The sequence below is a fragment of the Syntrophomonas sp. UBA5494 genome, assembly GCF_002426325.1.
The window spans coordinates 26,470-46,800 of the sequence record NZ_DIPG01000002.1 but is presented as its reverse complement, the minus strand read 5'-3'; the positions used below and the strand labels follow the sequence as shown (position 1 = coordinate 46,800).

General features: G+C 51.8%; 22 protein-coding genes. All 22 read right to left on the bottom strand.

The annotated features are described in order from the left end of the window. Positions 1-11: 11 nt before the first annotated feature. Positions 12-1,433 (bottom strand): Rne/Rng family ribonuclease, encoded by a 1,422-nt coding sequence (locus tag B3W37_RS00335; RefSeq protein ID WP_483171965.1) that lies wholly within the window; start codon positions 1,431-1,433, stop codon positions 12-14. After that, entirely contained in the window at positions 1,430-2,116 is a 687-nt protein-coding gene (locus B3W37_RS00330; protein ID WP_483171966.1) for a TIGR03936 family radical SAM-associated protein, read from the bottom strand. Before B3W37_RS00330 ends, B3W37_RS00335 begins: the two co-directional genes overlap by 4 nt. After that, positions 2,094-3,983 carry a TIGR03960 family B12-binding radical SAM protein gene (locus B3W37_RS00325; RefSeq protein WP_483174441.1) on the bottom strand — a complete coding sequence of 630 codons (1,890 nt, stop codon included), beginning with the start codon at positions 3,981-3,983 and terminating at the stop codon, positions 2,094-2,096. Before B3W37_RS00325 ends, B3W37_RS00330 begins: the two co-directional genes overlap by 23 nt. 195 nt (positions 3,984-4,178) lie before the next feature. After that, positions 4,179-5,048, bottom strand: coding sequence for a site-2 protease family protein (locus tag B3W37_RS00320; protein WP_483171968.1), 870 nt, complete (start codon positions 5,046-5,048; stop codon positions 4,179-4,181). Next, positions 5,048-5,617: a peptidoglycan DD-metalloendopeptidase family protein gene (locus B3W37_RS00315; RefSeq protein ID WP_483171969.1), complete on the bottom strand. Its 570-nt coding sequence runs from the start codon at positions 5,615-5,617 to the stop codon at positions 5,048-5,050. The genes B3W37_RS00320 and B3W37_RS00315 overlap by 1 nt, the downstream gene beginning before the upstream one ends. A 183-nt stretch (positions 5,618-5,800) precedes the next feature. After that, complete coding sequence (locus B3W37_RS00310) at positions 5,801-6,211, bottom strand: YkvA family protein (protein WP_483171970.1); 411 nt, start codon at positions 6,209-6,211, stop codon at positions 5,801-5,803. Between the two features lie 30 nt (positions 6,212-6,241). Beyond that, entirely contained in the window at positions 6,242-7,378 is a 1,137-nt protein-coding gene (rodA, locus tag B3W37_RS00305) for a rod shape-determining protein RodA (RefSeq protein ID WP_481037885.1), read from the bottom strand. A 205-nt stretch (positions 7,379-7,583) separates the two neighbouring features. Beyond that, on the bottom strand, positions 7,584-7,868 hold the full coding sequence (minE, locus tag B3W37_RS00300; protein WP_481043109.1) for a cell division topological specificity factor MinE: 285 nt from the start codon (positions 7,866-7,868) through the stop codon (positions 7,584-7,586). Between the two features lie 18 nt (positions 7,869-7,886). After that, complete coding sequence (minD, locus tag B3W37_RS00295; protein WP_481037884.1) at positions 7,887-8,684, bottom strand: septum site-determining protein MinD; 798 nt, start codon at positions 8,682-8,684, stop codon at positions 7,887-7,889. 14 nt (positions 8,685-8,698) lie between these two features. Next, entirely contained in the window at positions 8,699-9,313 is a 615-nt protein-coding gene (minC, locus tag B3W37_RS00290; protein ID WP_481037883.1) for a septum site-determining protein MinC, read from the bottom strand. Positions 9,314-9,461: 148 nt separating this feature from the next. Then, positions 9,462-11,537: a penicillin-binding protein 2 gene (locus B3W37_RS00285; RefSeq protein WP_483174440.1), complete on the bottom strand. Its 2,076-nt coding sequence runs from the start codon at positions 11,535-11,537 to the stop codon at positions 9,462-9,464. After that, the gene (gene mreD / locus B3W37_RS00280; protein ID WP_481037881.1) at positions 11,538-12,041 is read right to left on the bottom strand and encodes a rod shape-determining protein MreD; all 504 of its coding nucleotides are present in this window, start codon (positions 12,039-12,041) and stop codon (positions 11,538-11,540) included. Between the two features lie 3 nt (positions 12,042-12,044). After that, complete coding sequence (mreC, locus tag B3W37_RS00275) at positions 12,045-12,902, bottom strand: rod shape-determining protein MreC (RefSeq protein ID WP_483174439.1); 858 nt, start codon at positions 12,900-12,902, stop codon at positions 12,045-12,047. 4 nt (positions 12,903-12,906) lie between these two features. Beyond that, positions 12,907-13,929, bottom strand: coding sequence for a rod shape-determining protein (locus B3W37_RS00270; RefSeq protein ID WP_481037879.1), 1,023 nt, complete (start codon positions 13,927-13,929; stop codon positions 12,907-12,909). 21 nt (positions 13,930-13,950) lie between these two features. Further along, positions 13,951-14,637, bottom strand: coding sequence for a RadC family protein (gene radC, locus B3W37_RS00265; protein ID WP_481037878.1), 687 nt, complete (start codon positions 14,635-14,637; stop codon positions 13,951-13,953). Further along, positions 14,612-15,223 carry a Maf family protein gene (locus tag B3W37_RS00260; protein WP_483171975.1) on the bottom strand — a complete coding sequence of 204 codons (612 nt, stop codon included), beginning with the start codon at positions 15,221-15,223 and terminating at the stop codon, positions 14,612-14,614. Before B3W37_RS00260 ends, radC begins: the two co-directional genes overlap by 26 nt. A 17-nt stretch (positions 15,224-15,240) precedes the next feature. Further along, positions 15,241-15,507, bottom strand: coding sequence for a DUF4321 domain-containing protein (locus B3W37_RS00255; protein WP_481037876.1), 267 nt, complete (start codon positions 15,505-15,507; stop codon positions 15,241-15,243). A 144-nt stretch (positions 15,508-15,651) separates the two neighbouring features. Then, a complete protein-coding gene (locus tag B3W37_RS00250; protein ID WP_481037875.1) occupies positions 15,652-16,281 on the bottom strand; it encodes a redox-sensing transcriptional repressor Rex in 630 nt (209 codons plus the stop codon). Between the two features lie 100 nt (positions 16,282-16,381). After that, positions 16,382-17,371 (bottom strand): inorganic phosphate transporter, encoded by a 990-nt coding sequence (locus B3W37_RS00245; RefSeq protein WP_483174437.1) that lies wholly within the window; start codon positions 17,369-17,371, stop codon positions 16,382-16,384. Further along, entirely contained in the window at positions 17,364-17,996 is a 633-nt protein-coding gene (locus B3W37_RS00240; protein ID WP_481037873.1) for a DUF47 domain-containing protein, read from the bottom strand. Before B3W37_RS00240 ends, B3W37_RS00245 begins: the two co-directional genes overlap by 8 nt. 119 nt (positions 17,997-18,115) lie before the next feature. After that, complete coding sequence (locus B3W37_RS00235; protein WP_483174447.1) at positions 18,116-19,342, bottom strand: bifunctional folylpolyglutamate synthase/dihydrofolate synthase; 1,227 nt, start codon at positions 19,340-19,342, stop codon at positions 18,116-18,118. 56 nt (positions 19,343-19,398) lie between these two features. After that, positions 19,399-20,331, bottom strand: a 933-nt coding sequence (locus B3W37_RS00230) for a class I tRNA ligase family protein (protein WP_483174435.1), incomplete at its 5' end; no start/stop codon positions are given.

Genomic DNA, 20,331 nt, shown 5'->3' with positions numbered 1-20,331 from the left:
GTTTTCTTGGCTTATTGTCCCCGCAGGGTGTATTCCAGGGGGGCCAGGTCATCGCTCTTTAGCAGTTTGATCTTCTTGCCGGAGCGCTTTTCGATATAGGCCAGGTCGTTGGCTTCGCGGTTCATCTCCTCGATAAGGTCGGGATGGGCTTCGCAAATCAGAGTGTCCTGCTGCAAATAGTCCATATTGACCAGCTTGCGTTTTATTTCGCAGGCTACCGACTGCAGGTTGACCGTGCGCCCCTTGCCGTTGCAGCGGGTGCATTCGTCGGTAAAGATCTCCGAAACCCCGTAGCGCGATTTTTTGCGGGTCATCTCCAAAAACCCCAGCCCGGTCATGCCGATAATGCGGGTATGGGCCTTATCCTTTGCCAGTTCGCGCTTCAGGGTCTCCACGATCTCTTCCTGATTCTGTTTGTTCTTCATGTCGATAAAGTCGATCAGTATGATTCCACCCAGACAGCGCAGCCGCAGCTGGCGGGGTATTTCTATGGAAGCCTCCCAATTGATGCGGTATACCGTATCTTCGAAATCATCCTTGCCGGTGTATTTGCCGCTGTTGACATCAATGACCGTCATGGCCTCGGTTTCATCCACAATCAGATAGCCCCCGTTTTTCAGCCATATTTTGCGCCTGAGGGCGCGGCGGATGTCCTTTTCCAGACTATATTTCTCGAATAAATCACCGGCTTCATAAATTACCGCATTGCACACCGTGGCCTTATTCTGCAAATAATTCAAGACCCGCTCCCTGAGCCGCTCATTGTTGAGTATGATGCGGTGTATCTCCACGTCCAGATAGTCTCGCAGGGTACGCTCCAGAACATCGATATCCTCATAGATCAGGCTGGGGGTTTTCATGCGCTGGTAGCGCCTCTCGATCTCTTGCCAGACCTTGATCAGCTCATCCATCTCCGCCAGGATTTCCTCATCATCGGCTTCCAGGCAGGCGGTTCGCAAGATGCAGCCAAATTCTGCGGGTTTGTAGCTGTCCACCAGACTGCGCAAGCATTCTCTGCGCTTGCTGTCAGTGATCTTCCGCGAAATCGAGACCTCCCCCTGAAAAGGCAAAAGGACCAGAAAGTGTCCCGGTATGGTGATGTTGCCGGTCACCCTGGCGCCTTTTTCAGAAAAAGCCTCTTTTTTCACTTGTACCAGGATATCCTGCCCGCTTTTTAAGAGGTCAAAAACATGCCCGCCGCGTTTCTTGCCCGGCGAAATGATATCCCCCGCATACAAAAAGGCGTTCTTGGCCAGGCCGATATCCACAAAGGCGCAAGACAGACCGGGAATAATGTCTTTTACCCGCGCTTTATAGATATTGCCCACGCTTTCATTTTGATCTGCCCAAAATACCTCGGCCAGCCGCCCGTCTTCGACGATGGCCACCCGGGATTCCCAGGGATATACCTCAGCGATGATTTCTCTGATCACAAACGCTTCACCTGCTCTAGAGGAGTATAGAATTGTTCATTGACCTGGCAATAGTTGCCGCTGCGCCATACATCAATGACGTGCCCGGCAGGTATGCCGCAGGCACCCAAAATATCAGCCAGTTCATCGAAGCGAACATTGACCGGTTCTCCAGTGCTGACCCATATTTCTATGATATCAAATTGCTTCTCTGTCATCACAGTGATTTTGTGTATCCCCGGCCTGAGGTCTTTAGTGCGGTTTTTCTTTTTGCCCCGGCTGGCTACAACTAATTCAGGCCGGTTCATAATCATATTCACCTGATGTAAAATTGCCTCATCCGCTTTTTCAACCTTAAAGACGTAACTGGCGGCATTAACCAGGCCCATAATGGAAGGGGCGGAGGGTGCTATGGCAACTGCCTGGAGCGCGGACAGGCCAACCGGAAACACCGCATTGAGCCGGTGGATGAAATCTTCCCCGCTCATCTCGGACTTGAGTTCGATGTCGAAATACTCGCGCTCCCCCCACAGGCCCACCGGCAAAACTGTTCCCAGCGAAAGCTTGATATGGGGATTGAAGCCTTCGCTCAGGGCGTAAGGCACTCTGGCCCGGCGCAAGGCCCTCTCCATGGCATGAATCATATCCAGATTGGCCAGGAAACGCAGCTCCGGCCCCACCCTATATTCCACTCGCAAGCGCATCGTCGCCCTCCCCAATCTCCAAATTCACCTCCAGGGACGGACACACCCCGCAGTCATTGCAGCCTTCATGGCGGCAGTCACTGCTGCTCATGCCGCTATTGGCCAGCTCGTCCTCCCGGATCAGAAATTCCTTGTCGATGCCGGTATCAATAAAATCCCAGGGCAGGGCTTCATCATAACCAACTCCCCGGGTGACGTAGAAGTCGGGGTCTACCCCGCACTCGGCCAAGGCCTCTTGCCAGGCCGGGAAGCGAAAATGCTCGCTCCACCCGTCAAATCGGCATCCCTTTTGCCAGGCCCGGTGGATCACCTGCGCCATTCTGCGGTCTCCCCTGGCGATGGCGCCTTCCAGAAAACTGGTCTCTTCGTCATGGAAGCTTAATTTTATGCCTTTTAAGCGGCGCCGACTCAGATAGCGCCGTTTTTCTCTAAGCTCCGCAATGGAGTCCTGCGGCCTCCATTGAAAAGGGGTGTGGGCTTTGGGCACAAAACAGGCCAGGCTGGCCCGCACCTCCACCCGGCGGGGGGCCAGTTCATCGCCGAGGCGCTTGACCTTGAGCAGGAGGTCGATGATACCGTCCAAATCCTCATAGTTTTCCCGGGGCAAACCCATCATAAAATAGAGCTTGAGAGCTGTCCATCCGGAGGAGAAAGCCGCCTCCACCGCATCCATCAATTGCTCTTCGGTGACATTTTTATTGATGACATCGCGCAGTCTCTGAGTTCCGGCCTCCGGGGCCAGAGTTAAGGTGGTTTTCCTCACCTTTTGCACTTCATTGGCCAGGTCGACCGAAAATTGATCCACCCGTAATGAGGGCAAGGCCACTCCGATGCCTTCCGGCCGGTATCTTTGCACCAGTTCCGCCACCAGAGGCTTAACCTGCGAGAAGTCCAGGGTGCTGAGAGAAACCAGGGAGACTTCATCATAGCCTGTGCTGCGGATCTGAGCTTCAGCCTGCGCTAAAAGGGTGTTGAGCCGGCGTTCCCTGACCGGCCGGTAGACCATACCGGCATGACAGAAGCGGCAGCCCCGCTGGCACCCGCGCATCACCTCCAGGACAGCCCGGTCGTGCACCACCGACATGTACGGCACTACGGGCTTTTCCGGGAAATAAGCCTTATCCAGGCTCTTGACCACCCGGCGCCTGACGCGTTCCGGCGCCTTGCTCTCCAGGGGCTTGATGGATTCAAAGCGGCCCTGGGAAGCGTACTGAACCTCATATAAAGAGGGAACGTAAACCCCGTCAAGCTGTGCCATCTGCATCAGCAGGTCGGGGCGGGGAACCCCGCGGCAGCCCTGCACCAGGTCTAATATCTCTAAAAGCACTTCTTCACCGTCGCCTATCACCAGGGCATCGAAGAAATCAGCAAACGGCTCCGGGTTGGCGCATACCGGACCGCCCCCGATGACGATGGGGTGCTGCGCTTCCCGGTCTTTAGCCAGGACCGGGATTCGCCCCAGGTCCAGCATGTTCAGCACATTGGTCAGCGACAGCTCGTATTGCAGGCTAAAACCGATAATATTAAAATTCTCAATGGGTTGGAAGCTTTCCAATGAATAGAGCGGGATCCCCTCTTCGCGCATGATGGCCTCCATATCAGGCCAGGGCGCGTAGCAGCGCTCCAACAGGTGGTTGGTCTTTTCATTTACCAGGCCGTACAAGATCTTACTGCCTACATGCGACATCCCTACTTCATAAACATCCGGGAATGCCAGCAGCATTTTCACCCCGGAGGAATCCCAGTTCTTTTTGATGCTATTAAGTTCACCGCCGGTATAACGGGCTGGTTTACTGACCCGGGGCAGAATGTCGCGGATAAGTTTTTGCTGCAAATCGGCAGCCTCCCATCTTACATGAGTTCTCATAATCAGTATTATTAAATAGTCTGAGGCTTTCCCGGTCTGATTAATTTGAAGGCCAAATGAAGTGATTCAGGCTGCCAAAGCCATATTCCTGGCAGTCCCTGGAAGAATGGCCCGGTTAGAGCTAATCGACCCTGGGAACGCTCGATGTTTATTTTTTATCATAGAGTTTTCGCACCTAAAAAGCAATGCCGCCTATCACTGTCGGCATTGGCGCAAAGTGGCCAGAGGGCCTATCTCCATAAAGCATTCTATCAGTTCGGCTTCGGTATAAACATTTGCCACATGATGATAATCGTCTAAAACCACCACGATCAGATAATGCTTGGGGCGCGTGTCTTTGAGCAGGGATCTTAGCGGCGTATCCCAGGAGCTGACCACCTGCCTGGTTTCCAAAAACCCCAGCCGGTTCAACTCCGACTTTTTATGGATCAGGTAACGCATAAAAGAGTAGGCCAAAAAGCGGCTTTCCCGCACCGCAAACCAGAACAAGACCATTCCTGCCAATATCTCCTGGGCCATATATACAGCCTCTGAAGTATAGTAAAACCCATGGCAGATGATGGCGGCAGCGAATGCCATACCCGTAAAGGCAGCCAAACGGGTGCTTTTTCTAAAGCCCATCAGGGGGGAAAGCCAGGAACGCAGGATCCTGCCCCCGTCCATGGGAAGAGCGGGCAGAAGATTGAACAGGCCCAGAAACAGGTTGCAGCGCATCAACCACAAACTGGTATCAGCATCCAGTCCGGTAGGCACAAAATAAAAAAAAGCCGCCAAACTCAAACTGCTCAAGGGGCCGGCCAGGGACATGAATAGTTCCTTTTCCGGTTCTAGGCCCGTAAAGTCTGCAATTTGTGCCTGCCCTCCAAAAGGAGTCAATTCTACTGCGCTAACCTTGATACCAAGCGCCCGGGCGGTTATGACATGGGCCATTTCATGAAAAAACAGGGCTGCCATAAGCAGGAGCAACAGCCGGCCTTGACCCAGGTAAGTATATAATCCGACCAAGGCCAGGACCAGCCAGTGGATGCGATAGGAGGTACCGGCAAGCTTCGCTATCGGTATCATTAAGGAAACAGATTGCTCGGATCCAAAGGTCCTTGCGGGGAATTGACGGCAAAATAAAACTGGTTCCCGCTGCGTCCGATCACGGTATCTTTGGTGACTGTCTGACCGGTGCGCACCAATACCCGATCCAGTTGTCCGTATTCAGAAGTCAGCCCCTGTTCATGCTCAATGACCGCCGTGTACTGACCCGCCTCACCTTTAATCATGGTAATCTTCCCCGGCAGAATCGGCTTTACCGCCGTGTTGGGGTTAACCTGCAACAGGATTCCCGGGGAAGGCTCGGATTCATTCTGGCCGGTATACCAGCTGCTTCCGAAGGGGAGCAATACACCTGTGTAAGCACAGGGCAGCTGCAGCACCTGGTCAGATACGGCCGGTTCCAGTTGCCGCCCGGCCAGGCGTTCGCTAAAGGCGGCCAGGACTCGATTAGCCCATTGATCCTCGTAAAGGATCACCCGCAGGGCTGGTTCCACCAGGTTTCTGCTCCAATTGCCAGACTGCAGTGAGTATCCCACCAGGGCTACTATGGCTATAACCACCAATAGTCTAATACGAAAACTTCCCAGCACCGGCTTGACCCCCTTTTTTGCCTGACTTAGACCAAGCAGTCATGCTACAGTATATAAAGGCAGGTCAAAATGTATGCCAATAGTTGTAAGGCAGGCGCGGATCTCAGACCAATCAGGGGGACGGTTCTCTTGATCGAGAACCGTCCCCCTGATTGGTCCCACCTGATTGGTCCCCAGGCCCGCCTAGCGGCGGGATTTTTTTACTACTCTGTCATAAACCTTGGCGGGGATCACATAGCGGGATAGATCCAATACCCGGTCAAACAACCTCAACAATGGTTCACTGCCGTCCCAGTAATTTTCCAGGCGTTCAAAGGATACGCTGTTCATCAGCCTCTTCAATACCAGGGCCAGGAGCAAAATGTCGTCGACCTGGCCCAAGGCCGGGATCATATCGGGCAGAAAATCCAGGGGGGACAACACATAAGTGGCTGTGCCCAGTAATAACAGGCGGTCAGCATGGGTTACCCCTTCGTCTTTAAGCAGTCGATACACCATTTTCAGCAAGTTGGGTATAAAGTACAGCACTTCCTGAATGGCATTGCCCGGTGCTGCTTCGCCGCTATTCCGGGCCTCGGCGTTTTCAAATGCCATTTTCAACCCTCCGTTTTACCCTTATCATGCTCAAAACACGATTTTCTTACCCCGCACATTCACAGACAGAATCAGGGCTACCGCCAGAAGATTGGTGAGCATGGAACTGCCGCCATAGCTTATAAAAGGAAGAGGTATCCCGGTTACCGGCATCATGCCAATACACATGCCGATATTTTCGAAAATGTGGAACAACCACATGGCTGTAATCCCGGTTACCAGCAAACCGCCGTATAATTCCCGGGAATTGGCGGCTATATAAACCGCCCGCATCAGCAGTACGCCAAACAAGACCAGGACCAGCCCGGCGCCAATAAATCCCAATTCCTCGCCGATGACCGCATAAATGAAGTCGGTGTGATGCTCGGGCAAGAAGTTCAACTGCACCTGGCTGCCCTGGAACAGGCCTTTCCCGGCGAACCCGCCCGAGCCAATGGCCACCAGTGACTGAATGATGTTCCAACCTGCGTCGCGCCCACCCATACCGTCATTGTAGGGATTGATAAATACGATAAGACGCTGTAATTGGTAATCTTTCAGAGGTATCCACAGGCCAACCTGAAAATGCAGCAATAAGACCAGGCCGATTAAGGCCAGTGCGCCCAGAAGAATAAAGAGCAACACCCGCTGATTGGCTCCGGCCACATACATCATGATGAACGTTATGGCGATATAAACCAGGGCGGTACCCAGATCAGGCTGCAGCATAATAAGAATAAACGGCACCCCCATAAAGACGAAGCAAGGCAGCATTCCCGCCAAGTTATTCATCTCGCCGCGGCGCCGCTGCAGAAAATCAGCGAAAGACAACACCAGCAGAACTTTGGTAAACTCGGCGGGCTGAAGCGGGGGCAATGGGCCTATAGCTATCCACCCCGTGGTGCCGCGAACTTCCTGGCCAAAAAGCAAGACTGCCACCAGCATCAGTATAGAAAGCCCGTAGAGAAAAGGACTTAACCCTTTAAGCTGCAAATAATCGTAGCGGACAATGATAAACATCGCCGCCAGACCGACTGCGATCATAACCAGTTGCTTTTTTATATAATAATAAGGATCGCTGGAGATGCCGCTGCTGGCACTGAGCTGAATCACCAGCCCCATGACCAGGATCGCGGCCAGACTCAATAAGAAAGGACGATCCACGAATTTCAGTCTCTTTACGTCCACAATTAAACCCTCCCAGACCATTATAGAATGTAGTAAAAATCGCTGTCCACTCTCAAATCCAGCCAGTTATTAAGCCGTGATTCTATGTAATCAGGAGGAAAATGCCCGAAATTAAAGAAGAATGACAAAACCCGGGGTGGGCAACCCGGGCTTTGTCGAGACGTTAGAAGCTCAAGGACTTTCATTAAGGAGGAATAGAGTCTTTTTAATTATCCACCTCCGCCATGCGGGGACGCTTAAAACCTTTCACCGGTATATTGGCCACCAAGGCGAAGGACGAGTCCTCATTGGCAAGGTTCACCTGCAGGGCTTCTTCGTCTATTTCCAAATATTCTCTTATAACCTTGAGCAGATCTTCTTTAAGAAGATTGAGATATTCGGGAGATATTGAGGAACGGTCATGAACCAGCACCAGACGCAGACGCTCCTTGGCCACCTCTTTGCTGGCCACGTTGTCCTTGGAAAAAATTCTGCTTAGTACGTCCAACAAAGCCATGTCCCCTCCCCCCTATCTTGCCAGCTTCAGCATTTTCATAAATTTGTCAACCAGATTGTCATTGCTCTCCGTCGCTATAGGCACGGTCTCACCCATTATGCGGCGTGCGATGCGGCGGTAAGCCCCGCCGGCTCGGGAGGCGTTCTCCAGTACCGCCGGCTCGCCGCGATTGGTGGAAACCACGATGGTTTCGTCTTCGGGCACTACTCCCACCAGATCGATAGCGAGAATATCCAGAATATCCTCTATGTCCATCATGTCGCCCCGCTTTACCATCTTGCTGCGCAGGCGATTGATAATCAGCTTGCTTTTGCTCAGTCCAGCCGCTTCCAGCAGACCAATAATGCGGTCAGCGTCTCTAACCGAAGAGACCTCCGGGGTAGCTACCACAATGGCATCATCAGCGCCGGCGATGGCGTTGCGGAAACCCTGTTCGATCCCTGCCGGGCAGTCCACCAGAATATAGTCAAATTCGTTGCGCAGTTCATTGGTCAGGTTTTTCATCTGATGAGGAGTGACCGCATTCTTGTCCTTGGTTTGTGCTGCAGGCAGCAGGAACAAGGCCTCGTAGCGCTTATCTTTAATCAAAGCCTGTTTTAGTTTACAGGTTCCGTTCACTGCATCGACAATATCGAATACGATGCGATTCTCCAATCCCATAACGACATCCAGATTTCTAAGTCCGATATCCGTATCCAGCATGACTACCTTTTTGCCCATCATAGCCAAAGCTGTTCCCAAGTTAGCCGTGGTCGTGGTTTTCCCCACGCCGCCTTTTCCGGACGTTACCACCAGAACCCTACTCTTCATCCCCAAGCCTCCAATCATATTTTTAGCTTTTCTATGACAACCTTGTCCTCCCTGATGCGCGCCAGTTCGGGATTCTTTGCCGTTACCACCTCATTATCCGGAGGTCTGGTAATATGGTCGGCAATCCTGAGCTGGGTCGGACTCAGGCGATATGCTGAAATGACTGCGTTTTGATCTCCAAGTGCACCGGCATGGGCCATCCCCCGCAGGCACCCCATCACTACAATGTTGCCACCAGCCACAACCTCCGCACCGGGGTTTACATCGCCTAGAATCACGATGTTTCCCCTGCAAGCCAGTTTTTGACCTGAACGTACATTCTTGCACAACAGTACAGTTTCTTGATAATGCGGCATATTGTCTATCAGTGGTCTATCCCTGCCGGGATCTTCCTCAACGTCGACTATGTCCAGCAGGTATACACCGTGGGACAACAAAACCAGTTCAAGCTCTTTTAATTCCCGGTTGGTGAGACGCCGCTGCCCGATACCAAGGCAGATCTGCGTCCCTTGAGGGTATTTCAGCAGGGAGAGCTGCTGGTCCAAACCCTGCTTCATGTCTTTAAAGCGCTGGTAGGGGCTTAAATCTATGGTCTCCTGCACACGTACCTCATTTGCTGCGGTCAACATTCAACCACCCCCTTAACATTGTTGCAGGTCCTATTTCCTTATCATTCTATTGTTGCTATTATATTCCTTTAGCGAAAAAGCAGAAGATAGAGGTTATTTTCGCAAAAAACCCCTATCCTGGTCGGTTCTATGCCATTAAATTACGCCATTAATCAGCAGCAATATTCGACAGATTCTCCCGGACTTGTTCCATGATCACATCATCACTGCGGTGGTCCTTGATACCGAAATATTGTTCAAAAACATCCCGGGCCACTATTCCGGCCGACTCGCTGCCATGATAACCATACTCGACCACCCCGGCAAAGGCGATTTCGGGGTTGTCGAAAGGAGCAAAGGCCAGAAAAACCCCATTGTAATTTGCGGAGGAGCCGTCCGGAGAACGGCGGTTTTGAGCCGTTCCGGTTTTCGCGGCCACTTTGATGTGGGGGGGAAAGTTGTTGAATAAAAAGTATCCGGTCCCGCCAGGCTCGGTAACAGCCAGCATGGCCTGTTTGGTCTGGGCCAGGGTCTGGCTGGAAACCGCGGCCTCATGCGCCACCCGGGGGCTGAATTGTTGAATAACCCTCCCGTCCGGAGAAGAAATGCGGTCCACCACATAAGGCTGCATGCGCAGACCCCCGTTGGCCACGGCTGCCGCAAAATTTGCCAGCTGCAGGACGGTATAGTCATTGTTGCCTTCCCCAATCGACATATTGAAAGTATCGAAAGCCTGCCAGTTGGTGTCCCAGTTGTAGTCAATCCGGTATTGCGCCTCCAATTGCGCACTTTCGTTCTTTTTTTGCGCTTCCAGCTTTTTGAGCGCAGCCGGGTCTGATTCAGCGTTCATTAACTGCTGGTATTTATCCTCCAATTGTTTTCTGAGGCTGTCGTATTTTCGATTGATGAGAAGATCGTTAAGCTCCTTTTTCCACTCCGGAGTGGGCAGCAGTCCGGCCACTTCATAGGGCAGGTCGATGCCGGTTTTGCTTCCCAATCCAAATTCCCCGGCCATCCTTACTATGCCCTCCTGTCCCGCCCGGCGGCCCATTTCCTGAAAATATACGTTGCAGGAACCGGCCATACCGGAGTAGTAATTAACATGGCCGTGCACGCCCCAGCACCTGGTATACGGGGCCACCCAGTAAGCGCCACTGCATTTGACATAGTCATTGCCGGCATCTACCACTCCGCTTTCCAGGGCAGCCATACCGGTGATCGGCTTAAAAGTCGATCCAGGCGGATAACTGACCTGTATCGCCCGGTTGAGAAAGGCGCCGGGATTCATGGGATCGTATTCAGCGCCCTGGGGAAAGTAATAGGCGGCACGAGCAGTGCTGATATTGCCTTTCCAATCATCGGGATACATGGCGGGCAGACTGCACATGGCCAGAACCTGGCCGGTTTTGACATTGAGCAAAACAGCTGAGGCCACCCGAGCGCGGGGATGGTTTTTCTGCAGTGTGGCCAGCATATTTTCCATGCTTTTTTCCATGACTTGCTGCAGGTCTTTATCCAGGGTCAGATATATGTTGTTGCCCTGCTGCGGCTCCAGAGTCACCAGTTCTCGAACCGGCCGCCCGCGCGAATCCACTTCCACATTGCGGGCCCCGTCCTGTCCGCGCAGTTCCTTTTCATACTGCTTTTCCACCCCGGATTTTCCGATCAGACTGCTCAGGCTGTATTTATAGTCCTGTTCCTGATCTATTTCTTCGGGGCTGATGGAATGTATATAACCCAGCACATGGCCGGCCAGAGCGCCCTCGGGGTAGTTTCTCAAGGGTTCCACATCCACCAATACCCCGGGCAGTTCCTGGCGGCGCTCCTCCAGTTGAATGACCAGTTCCCAGGGAATATCGCGCAACAATACCACCGGCTCGAATAAGCGGTATTCCTGCTGACTTATCTTTTCATTAATCAATTGCTCGGTTATTTCCGGGTAGGTTGGCTGGAGCAGTGAGACCAGGTGAGCCACCACTTCACTCTGATCGCTCATGGCGGTATAATTCAAACTCAGGGTATAAACCAGTTCGTTGGCAGCCAAAACCCTGCCAGTGCGGTCGTAGATTTCGCCCCGGGGCGCCTTGATAGGGACCAGCCGCACCCGGTTTTCTTTAGCTTTAGCCTGGTATTCGGCATTGAAGAGCAATTGCACCACCGCCAGCCTCACCAGCAAAATCGACAATAATGCAATAAGCATATATGAATACCATTTCAGTCTGGGTCTAACTTCATCGGGTTTCATTTACCTCTCCCTATTTGAACGGAGCAAGCCGTATCGAGAAGAATTATAATACCATACATATAACGGCGTGGCCAATAACAAATTGAATATAGCATGATAGAACAGAGTGATGAAGACCTGCTGATCGAGATCGATCATCACCGCCGAAGCCAGGCTGAGGATAAACAAAAATAAGAAATTTAATACCGTACCGATCAATACCGACAAGATACCCACAGCCAGATTCTCTTTAAATACGCTGCCCTGCAGAATACCGATGGCATATGCGGTAAGTCCCTTGGCCAGGGCATTCATGCCTATAAAACGCCCCAGCAGAAGATCCTCCAAAAAGCCGCAGAAAAACCCGTATCGGGCAGCCTTTGGGGCGTCATTTAAGAGAGCATAGAAAATCACAAAAACCAGAACCAGGTCCGGCAACGTGTTCTTTATACTATAGACGCCAAATAATGTCGATTGTAAAAATAATGCCAGAACTGGCAGCAAGAACAGCATCAGATAACGCACGGTTTACTCCCCTGAGACAGAGGCGCCCCGATACGATGTAACCAGGAGCACTTCCTCCAATTGGTCGAACTGAACCGCCGGCGTAACCTCCGCTGACTTCAAGAGTCCTCCGGCTTCGTCAGTTATCTCCTGTACAGTCCCTATTAAAATACCCTGCGGATAGATTTGGGATAACCCTGAAGTCACGACTTTCTCGCCGACATTGATAGTAGAGTAATAGGGGATGTTGGCCATGCTCAGAAGATTGTGGTCCCCAACTCCTTCCACAATACCCCTGGTCTCGCGGCTGTCCTGAGCAACCACCCCGACCGCCATTTCCCGGTCCGTCAGCAGGTTGACTTGAGCCGTATGCTGGCTGGTGCTGGTCACCCGGCCTACCAGGCCTTGAGGGCTGATCACCGCCATGTTGCGCTGCACCCCTTCGGCTTCACCCCGGTCAATAACGATATATTGATACCAGGTGCTGGGACTGCGCGCAATCACCCGCACCGGGGTTAAGCTGTAGGTCTCCAGGTTTTCATTGGTGAATGCGATCAGCTTTTGCAGGCGCAGAGCTTCGGCACGGTATTCGTGCAAGGCCTGGTTTTCCAGATTCAAGGCCTGATTCTGCTCCTGCAGGGATTCAACCTGCTGCAAGAGTTCGCGTTTACTGGCAAAAATTGAGGTGACGTCGGTAAAACGCATGCCAAAATCGGTAAAGCTGCTCTGCAGTGAGGCAAACGCTTCACGAATGGCTGTTTCCGGGTAGGTTATAGTATCTCTTTCTATAGCGGTGACGCGCATGGCGAAAAAAGCTACCGAAAATGCCGCCAACAGTAGCCATAGGTATTTATTCTTCAAAATTGTAAGCAAATCACTCACCAACTTAGAAGGTGCGATTATGTGTTACCAGCACCCTCTTCAGTATTTCGATATTCTCCAGCACCTTCCCCGTGCCTAGTCCTACGGCCAACAGAGGGTTTTCGCAAACATACACGGGCATATTGGTTTCCCGGCTGATCAATTTGTCCAATCCCCGTAAGAGGCTTCCGCCGCCGGCCATTATGATGCCGCGGTCCATGATATCGGCTGCTAATTCCGGGGGTGTTTTTTCCAGGCAAACCTTGATCCCGTCCACGATCTGCTGAACCGTTTCCTTCAACGCCTGTTGAATCTCTTGGGAAGAAACGCTTATGGTCTTGGGAAGCCCGGTCACTAAATCGCGGCCCCGAACTTCATATTGTTCTTCTTCTCCCTCCCACAGGGCCGAACCAATCGAAATTTTGATATCCTCGGCAGTGCGTTCACCGATCAACAGGTTGTAATTCTTGCGCAGATGCTGAATGATGGCCTCATCCATATTGTCCCCGGCGATGCGCACCGATTTGGAAGTGACGATGCCGCCCAGGGAAATCACCGCCACCTCGGTGGTGCCCCCGCCGATATCGACGATCAGATTGCCGGTAGGCTCATGAACCGGCATACCTGCGCCTATTGCTGCCGCCATGGGCTCTTCTATCAAGTAGGCCTCTTTGGCGCCGCCGGCTAAGGCCGCTTCCCGCACGGCTCTTTCCTCAACCGTGGTGCAGCCGGTGGGGATGCTGACGATCACCCGGGGCCTGATGAAGGGTGTTTTCTGCCCCAGAGCTTTACTGATAAAGTACTTCAACATGGCCTGAGTAACGTCAAAGTCAGCGATAACCCCGTCTTTCATAGGGCGGATGGCTATGATATTACCCGGGGTTCTGCCGATCATCTGCTTGGCCTCTTCACCCACGGCCAAAACCCGTCCGTTGTCATTCTGTATGGCCACTACGGATGGTTCGGTCAAAACGATGCCTTTTCCTTTAACGTGCACCAGGGTATTGGCCGTACCCAAATCTATTCCCATATCTCTACCGAAAACCAAAATAGTTTTTCCTCCTTAAAACTAGATTAGACCTCTAGATTTCATGCTGCAGTATTTATTATCACCAATTATCACATGGTCGAGGACTTCAATGCCCACTATCTGTCCGGCCTCAACCAATCTGCGGGTAGTCTCCATATCTTCGTTGCTGGGATGGGGATCACCGCTGGGATGATTATGTACCAATATAATAGAAGCAGCGCTTCGCTTTACGGCATTCTTAAAAACCTCGCGGGGGTGGGCCATCGAACTGTGCAACCCCCCCACCGAAATATCCTCGGTAACTATGATGCCGCCTTTGCGATCCAGGTAAATCACTTTAAAATGCTCCCGGTCGAGGTAGCGCATATCTTCCATAACTAAAGTTTTGACATCTTCCGGCGAGGTGATCACCGGTTTGGATTCCTGGCTTAAGGCCAGTCTGCGACCTAATTCAATGGCGGCTTTGATGCTGACCGCCTTGGCCATACCGATGCCGCGTTCACTCATCAATTCTTCCAGGCTGGCTTCTTTCAGGCGGCGCAGGGTTCTGTATTTTATCATTATCTGCCGGGCCAGATCAAGCGCGTTGATTTTAGTGGTGCCCATACCCAGAATAATGGCTATAAGTTCATGGTCGTCCAAACGGCCTTCACCGAATTTGGCCAGTTTTTCCCGGGGCCTCATATCCTCTGGCAATTCCTTAATGCCTACCGCATGGTAGCTCATCTTCTACACCCCCCAATAATTGCAGGCCTTGTTTTTTCAGCATAAAATACAGGGTGTGAAGTGGCAATCCTACTACATTATAAAAACAGCCGTCGATATGATCCACAAATACGGCGCCTAAGCCTTGTGCCCCGTAAGAGCCGGCTTTGTCCAAAGGCTCACCGCTGGCTATATAGGCCCAGATTTCATCCTCCTGAATATTACGAAACCTGACTCGAGTTATTTCACTTGCAGCTTGTATACTTCCGTTACAGGTATTGAGAACACACAGGCCGGTTATCACTCGATGTTCCCGGCCGCTTAACAACGAAAGCATCTCAAAGGCTTCCCATTTATCGCGGGGCTTGCCCAGAATCCGGTTGTCCACTACCACAATGGTATCAGCCGCAATTATCAGTGCTTCAGGCTCTTGTGCCGCCACCGCCCTGGCTTTTGAGGCAGCTAATTCCAAACAGGCCGCGGCCGGGTCTCCATTAAAGTTGTCAAAGCTCTCATCTACGTCAGCGGGATTGCAGGAGAACCGCAGCCCGATCAACTCCAAAAGCGTCTTGCGACGGGGTGATTGCGACGCTAAGACCACACGCATGGCCATTTACCTCTCATTTACAGCTTTCTATACAAGGCATAGGCAATCAAAAAGCCCAGGAGAGTAAATATACTAACATGGAACATCAGCCCCAGGGTGAGCGAAAAGACCTTCAAATCCAGTGTAAAAGGGGCAAATCCCAGGTTTTGCATCCTCCCCAGAACCTGCCCGGCGGGCCACGTTTTAACTATAGCGTCCCCGATAAAACTCCCGATGATACCACCCAGTATCAGCAGCAGGGCGAGGATTTGCCATCCAGGTTGTATCTTACCGCGACTAGCCACAATAGCCTCCCAATCAACTTCTTTACAAGTTTAGCATTACCCCCAGGCAAAAACAAGGTAAGCAAAAAAGGAGAATACCTTGCTAACACAGCATTCTCCACTTTTTTTATTAATTTTTACACCCGGGCCGGTCTGAAAAAAGATCTAACGGTTCAGGGCCAGGTTAAAGCTTAAAACCTCCAGATTGACAGACAGGTCTACATTCCTGAAAACGATATCCGGGGGAACCTTCAAGACCCGCGGAGAAAAGTTCAGAATGGCCTTGACGCCGGCCTCCAGCAATTGCTCGGTAACATCCTGGGCATGGGTGGCCGGCACTGCGATAACCCCTATCTGAATATCGTATTGTTCAACCAGATCTTGCAGCTGATCCAGGGGCTGTACTCGCAGGGAGCCCAGTTTATTTCCGATAATATTGGGGTTTACATCCAAAATAGCGCAGATATTGAAACCGCGTTCGAAAAACCCCTGATATAGAGCCAGAGCTGAACCAAGCTTTCCTGCACCGACTATAATGGTGTTCCAGCGGTGGTCCAATCCCAATATTTTCATCAATTGACAATACAGTTCAGAAACCTTGTAGCCAACTCCGCGGGTTCCGAATTCTCCAAAATAAGCCAGGTCTTTTCTGACCTGAGCAGAACTGACGCCTACACCTTTGGCGATTTCGCCCGAAGATATAGTCTCTTCGCCCTCTTCCATTAACTGGTGCAGATATCTGGAATAAATAGACAGTCTCATCACGGTAGCTTCAGGTATCTTGAATACTTTCAAGAGTTCCAACTCCTTTGGCTGGCTGCAGTGTTCCATATGTTAAGTCAAAAACCACCAGCGAAAATGAATTCTTTCACTAACTAGGTAAGAATTAGACTCATTATATCAAAACCTTTATAAGGTTGTATACCACTATTGCTACCAGGGCGGAAGAAGGGATGGTCACAAACCAGGCTACGATGATTTGACGGGCTATATTCCAGCGCACCCCTTTGAGGCGTTTGGCAGCGCCCACCCCCATGATGGAAGATGATACCACATGGGTGGTGCTGACGGGTGCTCCCAGCATACTGGCTCCATAGATGACTACTGCGGAAGTGGCATCGGCTGCGAAGCCGTTGATAGGCTCAATGCGAAAGATCTTGCCGCCCATGGTGCGGATGATCTTCCAGCCTCCGAAGGCGGTGCCTGCTGACATGGATAAGGCACAGGCGACTTTGACCCACAGCGGGACGTAAAATTCGGGCAGAATGCTGGCACTGACCAGGACCATAGCGATAATGCCCATCGATTTCTGGGCATCATTGCTGCCATGGGCGAAGGAGGCCATACAGGCTGACACGACCTGCAGTTTGCGGAACTGATTGTTTATTCTGGCAGGGGCCGCATGTCGAAACACCCAGAATAAAACCGTCATAACCAGGCTCCCGGCTACCAGGCCGATAACCGGCGAGGTCAGCAAACCGGCCAGAATCTTAACGAAACCCGCCCACAAGACCTGCTCTGTTCCTACCGCGCCAATAACGGCTCCGATCAGGCCGCCGATCAAAGCGTGTGAGGAGCTGCTGGGTATGCCGAAATACCAGGTAAATAAGTTCCAGAAAATTGCCCCGATCAAGGCGCATATCAATACCAGAGGAGTGATCAGCTCTGGAGGTACAATGCTTTTACCGATGGTGTTGGCGACCGCAGTGCCGCTCAAGGCTCCGGCAAAGTTGAGAGTTGCGGCTACAACAATGGCCGCCCGCGGCGAGAGGGCTTTGGTAGATACTGAAGTTGCTATGGCATTGGCAGTGTCATGAAAACCGTTAATAAAGTCGAATATCAGCGCCAGGATTACCACCAGGCCGATTAACATCAAACTAGACATACTTAACCGCTATTCCCTTAAGGATATTGCTGACATTTTCACAGTAATCCAGCGTCGTTTCAAGATGCTCGTAGATTTCTTTCCATTTAATAATATCCACCACATTGCGGGTATTCTCAAAAAGAAGGGCAATACCCGCTCGATACAGGAAATCGCCCTCATGTTCGTAAGATCTGATTTTTTCGCTGGATTCGATGATACCGTTGTGGTTGGCTCTGACATCGGTCAACTGCGCTATCGCTGATTTTATCTCCTGGGCTGCCGCCTGCAGGACGTATGCCAGCTTAAGCACATAGTTTTCATTGGGTTTGCCGGCTTTATAGATTACAATTTTCTCCATAGTCCCCTGAATATGATCCAGAACATTGGTCAATTCCCGGGTTAACGCCAGGATATCTTCACGGTCAAACGGGGTTACAAATGAATTGTTGATCTGTTCCATGACTTTGGCCATGGTCTTATTGCCCCGTTCTTCAACCGCGCTGATGAGTTCCAGGTTATCAACCGGGTCGGTTTGATGCTCCAGAAAATCCTTTAATATATCAGCCGCTTCCGAGATGGCTTCAGCGATTTCATCAAAGTAGCTGAAAAATCTTTCCTCCCGTGGTTTTAACTTGATTACCACTGTATATGCCTCCCCGTATACATTGCTTTGGTATGATTTAATTATAACAATTTGCGCTTTAAAACAATGTTAACAATGTGTTAACGATGATGTAAGCTTCTCTTAACATAGGATTTACATTACTCAGGTTTTCCCACCATATACTGCCGGGCTTTGTCAATTACATAGAAAGAGCCGGTCACTAACAGATAAGACTGATCGGAGAGCAGCAAGCGGCTCAGGTCCACTGCTGTTTCAATGTCTTCTTCCAGCCGGCAAGGGATGTCCGGAAACAATTCTTGCCATACCTCAGCGCACCTCTGCCAGTGCCGGCTGCGATGGCCTGCCGGTCTGGTTACTACACAGTATCTGCAACCCGGACCCAGGATTTGCAGAACTCCCCGGGCATCTTTATCGTCGACCATCCCCACCAGCAAAACCCCCTCCCTTCCGGGCAGCAGTTCTGAAAGTGCCGTCTTCAAAGCCTGAGCCGCCTGGCGGTTGTGGGCCACATCGCATATTATCAAGGGATCCTGGCTGAGCATTTCTAAGCGGCCTTTGGTATGCAATTTCCCCAGCGCTGATTTAATATATTCGTCAGTGATGATAAACGACATTTTTTCCAATTCTGACAGAGCCGTCATGGCACAGGCCAGATTCCGCAGCTGAAATAGGCCGGGCAGGGAAAACCATATTGCCTGGATAGAGTGAGTTCCAACCTCAATATTTATTAATTGCCCGGAAAGATCCTTGCGTTCACCGGGGGTGACCGCAGCCTGTGAATACGGTACAACCGGGCTGTGCATCACTCCGGCCCAGGCCTCAATAACCCGCCGGGCCGCTTCATCCATCGGACCGACTACTACGGGAATGCCGGGTTTGATTATCCCGGCCTTATTGGCCGCGATTTGCGGCAGTGAATCGCCCAGATAAGCGGTGTGATCATAATCCACACCGGTGATGACGCATAAACAGGGAGAGGCCGCGGTAGTGGCGTCATAGCTCCCGCCCATGCCGGTTTCCAGTATAGCTATATCCACCCCCTCTTCTTGGAAGAAGAGAAAGGCGATGGCGGTCAGTATCTCGAACTCGCTGGGGAAATCCCCGCTATTGAGGCTCCGGGCTGCCTTCAGTACTTTTTCCAGATAAACATGTAGTTGACCGGGCGAAATAGCCCGGTCATCGATCTCAAATCGTTCGCAATAGGAGTGCACATGCGGGGAGCTGTATCGTCCGGTTCGATAGCCGGCAGCCGTCAAGACCCCGGCAATGATCAGTGCGGTAGAACCTTTGCCATTGGTGCCGGCGATATGCACTGCTTTAAGGTTTTGATGGGGATTGCCCAGGGCCTGCAAAAGCAAGTTGATCCGCTCCAGCCCCGGTTTGATGCCCAGCCGGCACAGCTCGTTGAGCTTTTGTTGGATCAGCCTTTCAATATCTGCAGACGTCTTATAATCCCCTCTCTTTTGGCACTGGCTTCCTGCAATTTGCCCTGTTCTTTGACAATGACCTCCTGCGGCGCCTTGGCCACAAACTGAGGGTTCTTAAGCTTGGCATCCGCTTTTTCCATTTCGGCCTCCGCGTTCCGCATCTCTTTCTGCAGGCGCTGTATCTCTTTATCCACATCGATGGCCCCTCCCAGGGGGACGTATATTTCAGCTTCGGCCATAAGACTGGCGGCGGCCTGCTGCGGCTTGTGTTCCAGCCCGGCCGCAATCCGCACCTGGCTCAAATTGGCCATCTCTGTGATCAAATTGCTGTTATCTTTGAGCATTGCCATTAAAGCCTCATCCCCGACCACCACTACGGCTTCAAGCGGCGCGCCGGGACTGACCGTGAATTCAGCCCGGATATTGCGTATAGAGCGGATCATCTGCATGATAATCCGCATGTCATCCACCGCCTCGGGCCACTGACGCTCCCCGGCCGGCCAGGCATCCAGCATGATGGTATCGCTATGCCCGGGCAGATGCTGATAGATCTCTTCGGTAATAAAGGGCATGAAGGGATGCAAGGCACGCAGTATATCCATCAAGACCCGTACCAATACGTTTTGCGCCACCAGGCGGGCCTGCTCACTGTCGCGGTTGAACAGGCGCGGCTTGGTCAGTTCGATATACCAGTCGCAGAACTCATCCCAAATAAACTCATACAGCTCACGGGCGGCCTCACCCAGGTCGTATTTTTCCAGGTGAGCGCTTACCGCCGCCAGCCGGGTGTTGAGTTCTGAAATAATCCAGCGATCCGCCAGGGTGAGCTCTTGTTCAGCCGGCTCCATGGCCCGGTAGCCATCCAGATTCATCAGGACAAATCTGGAGGCGTTCCAGATCTTGTTGGCAAAGTTCCTGGTGTTCTC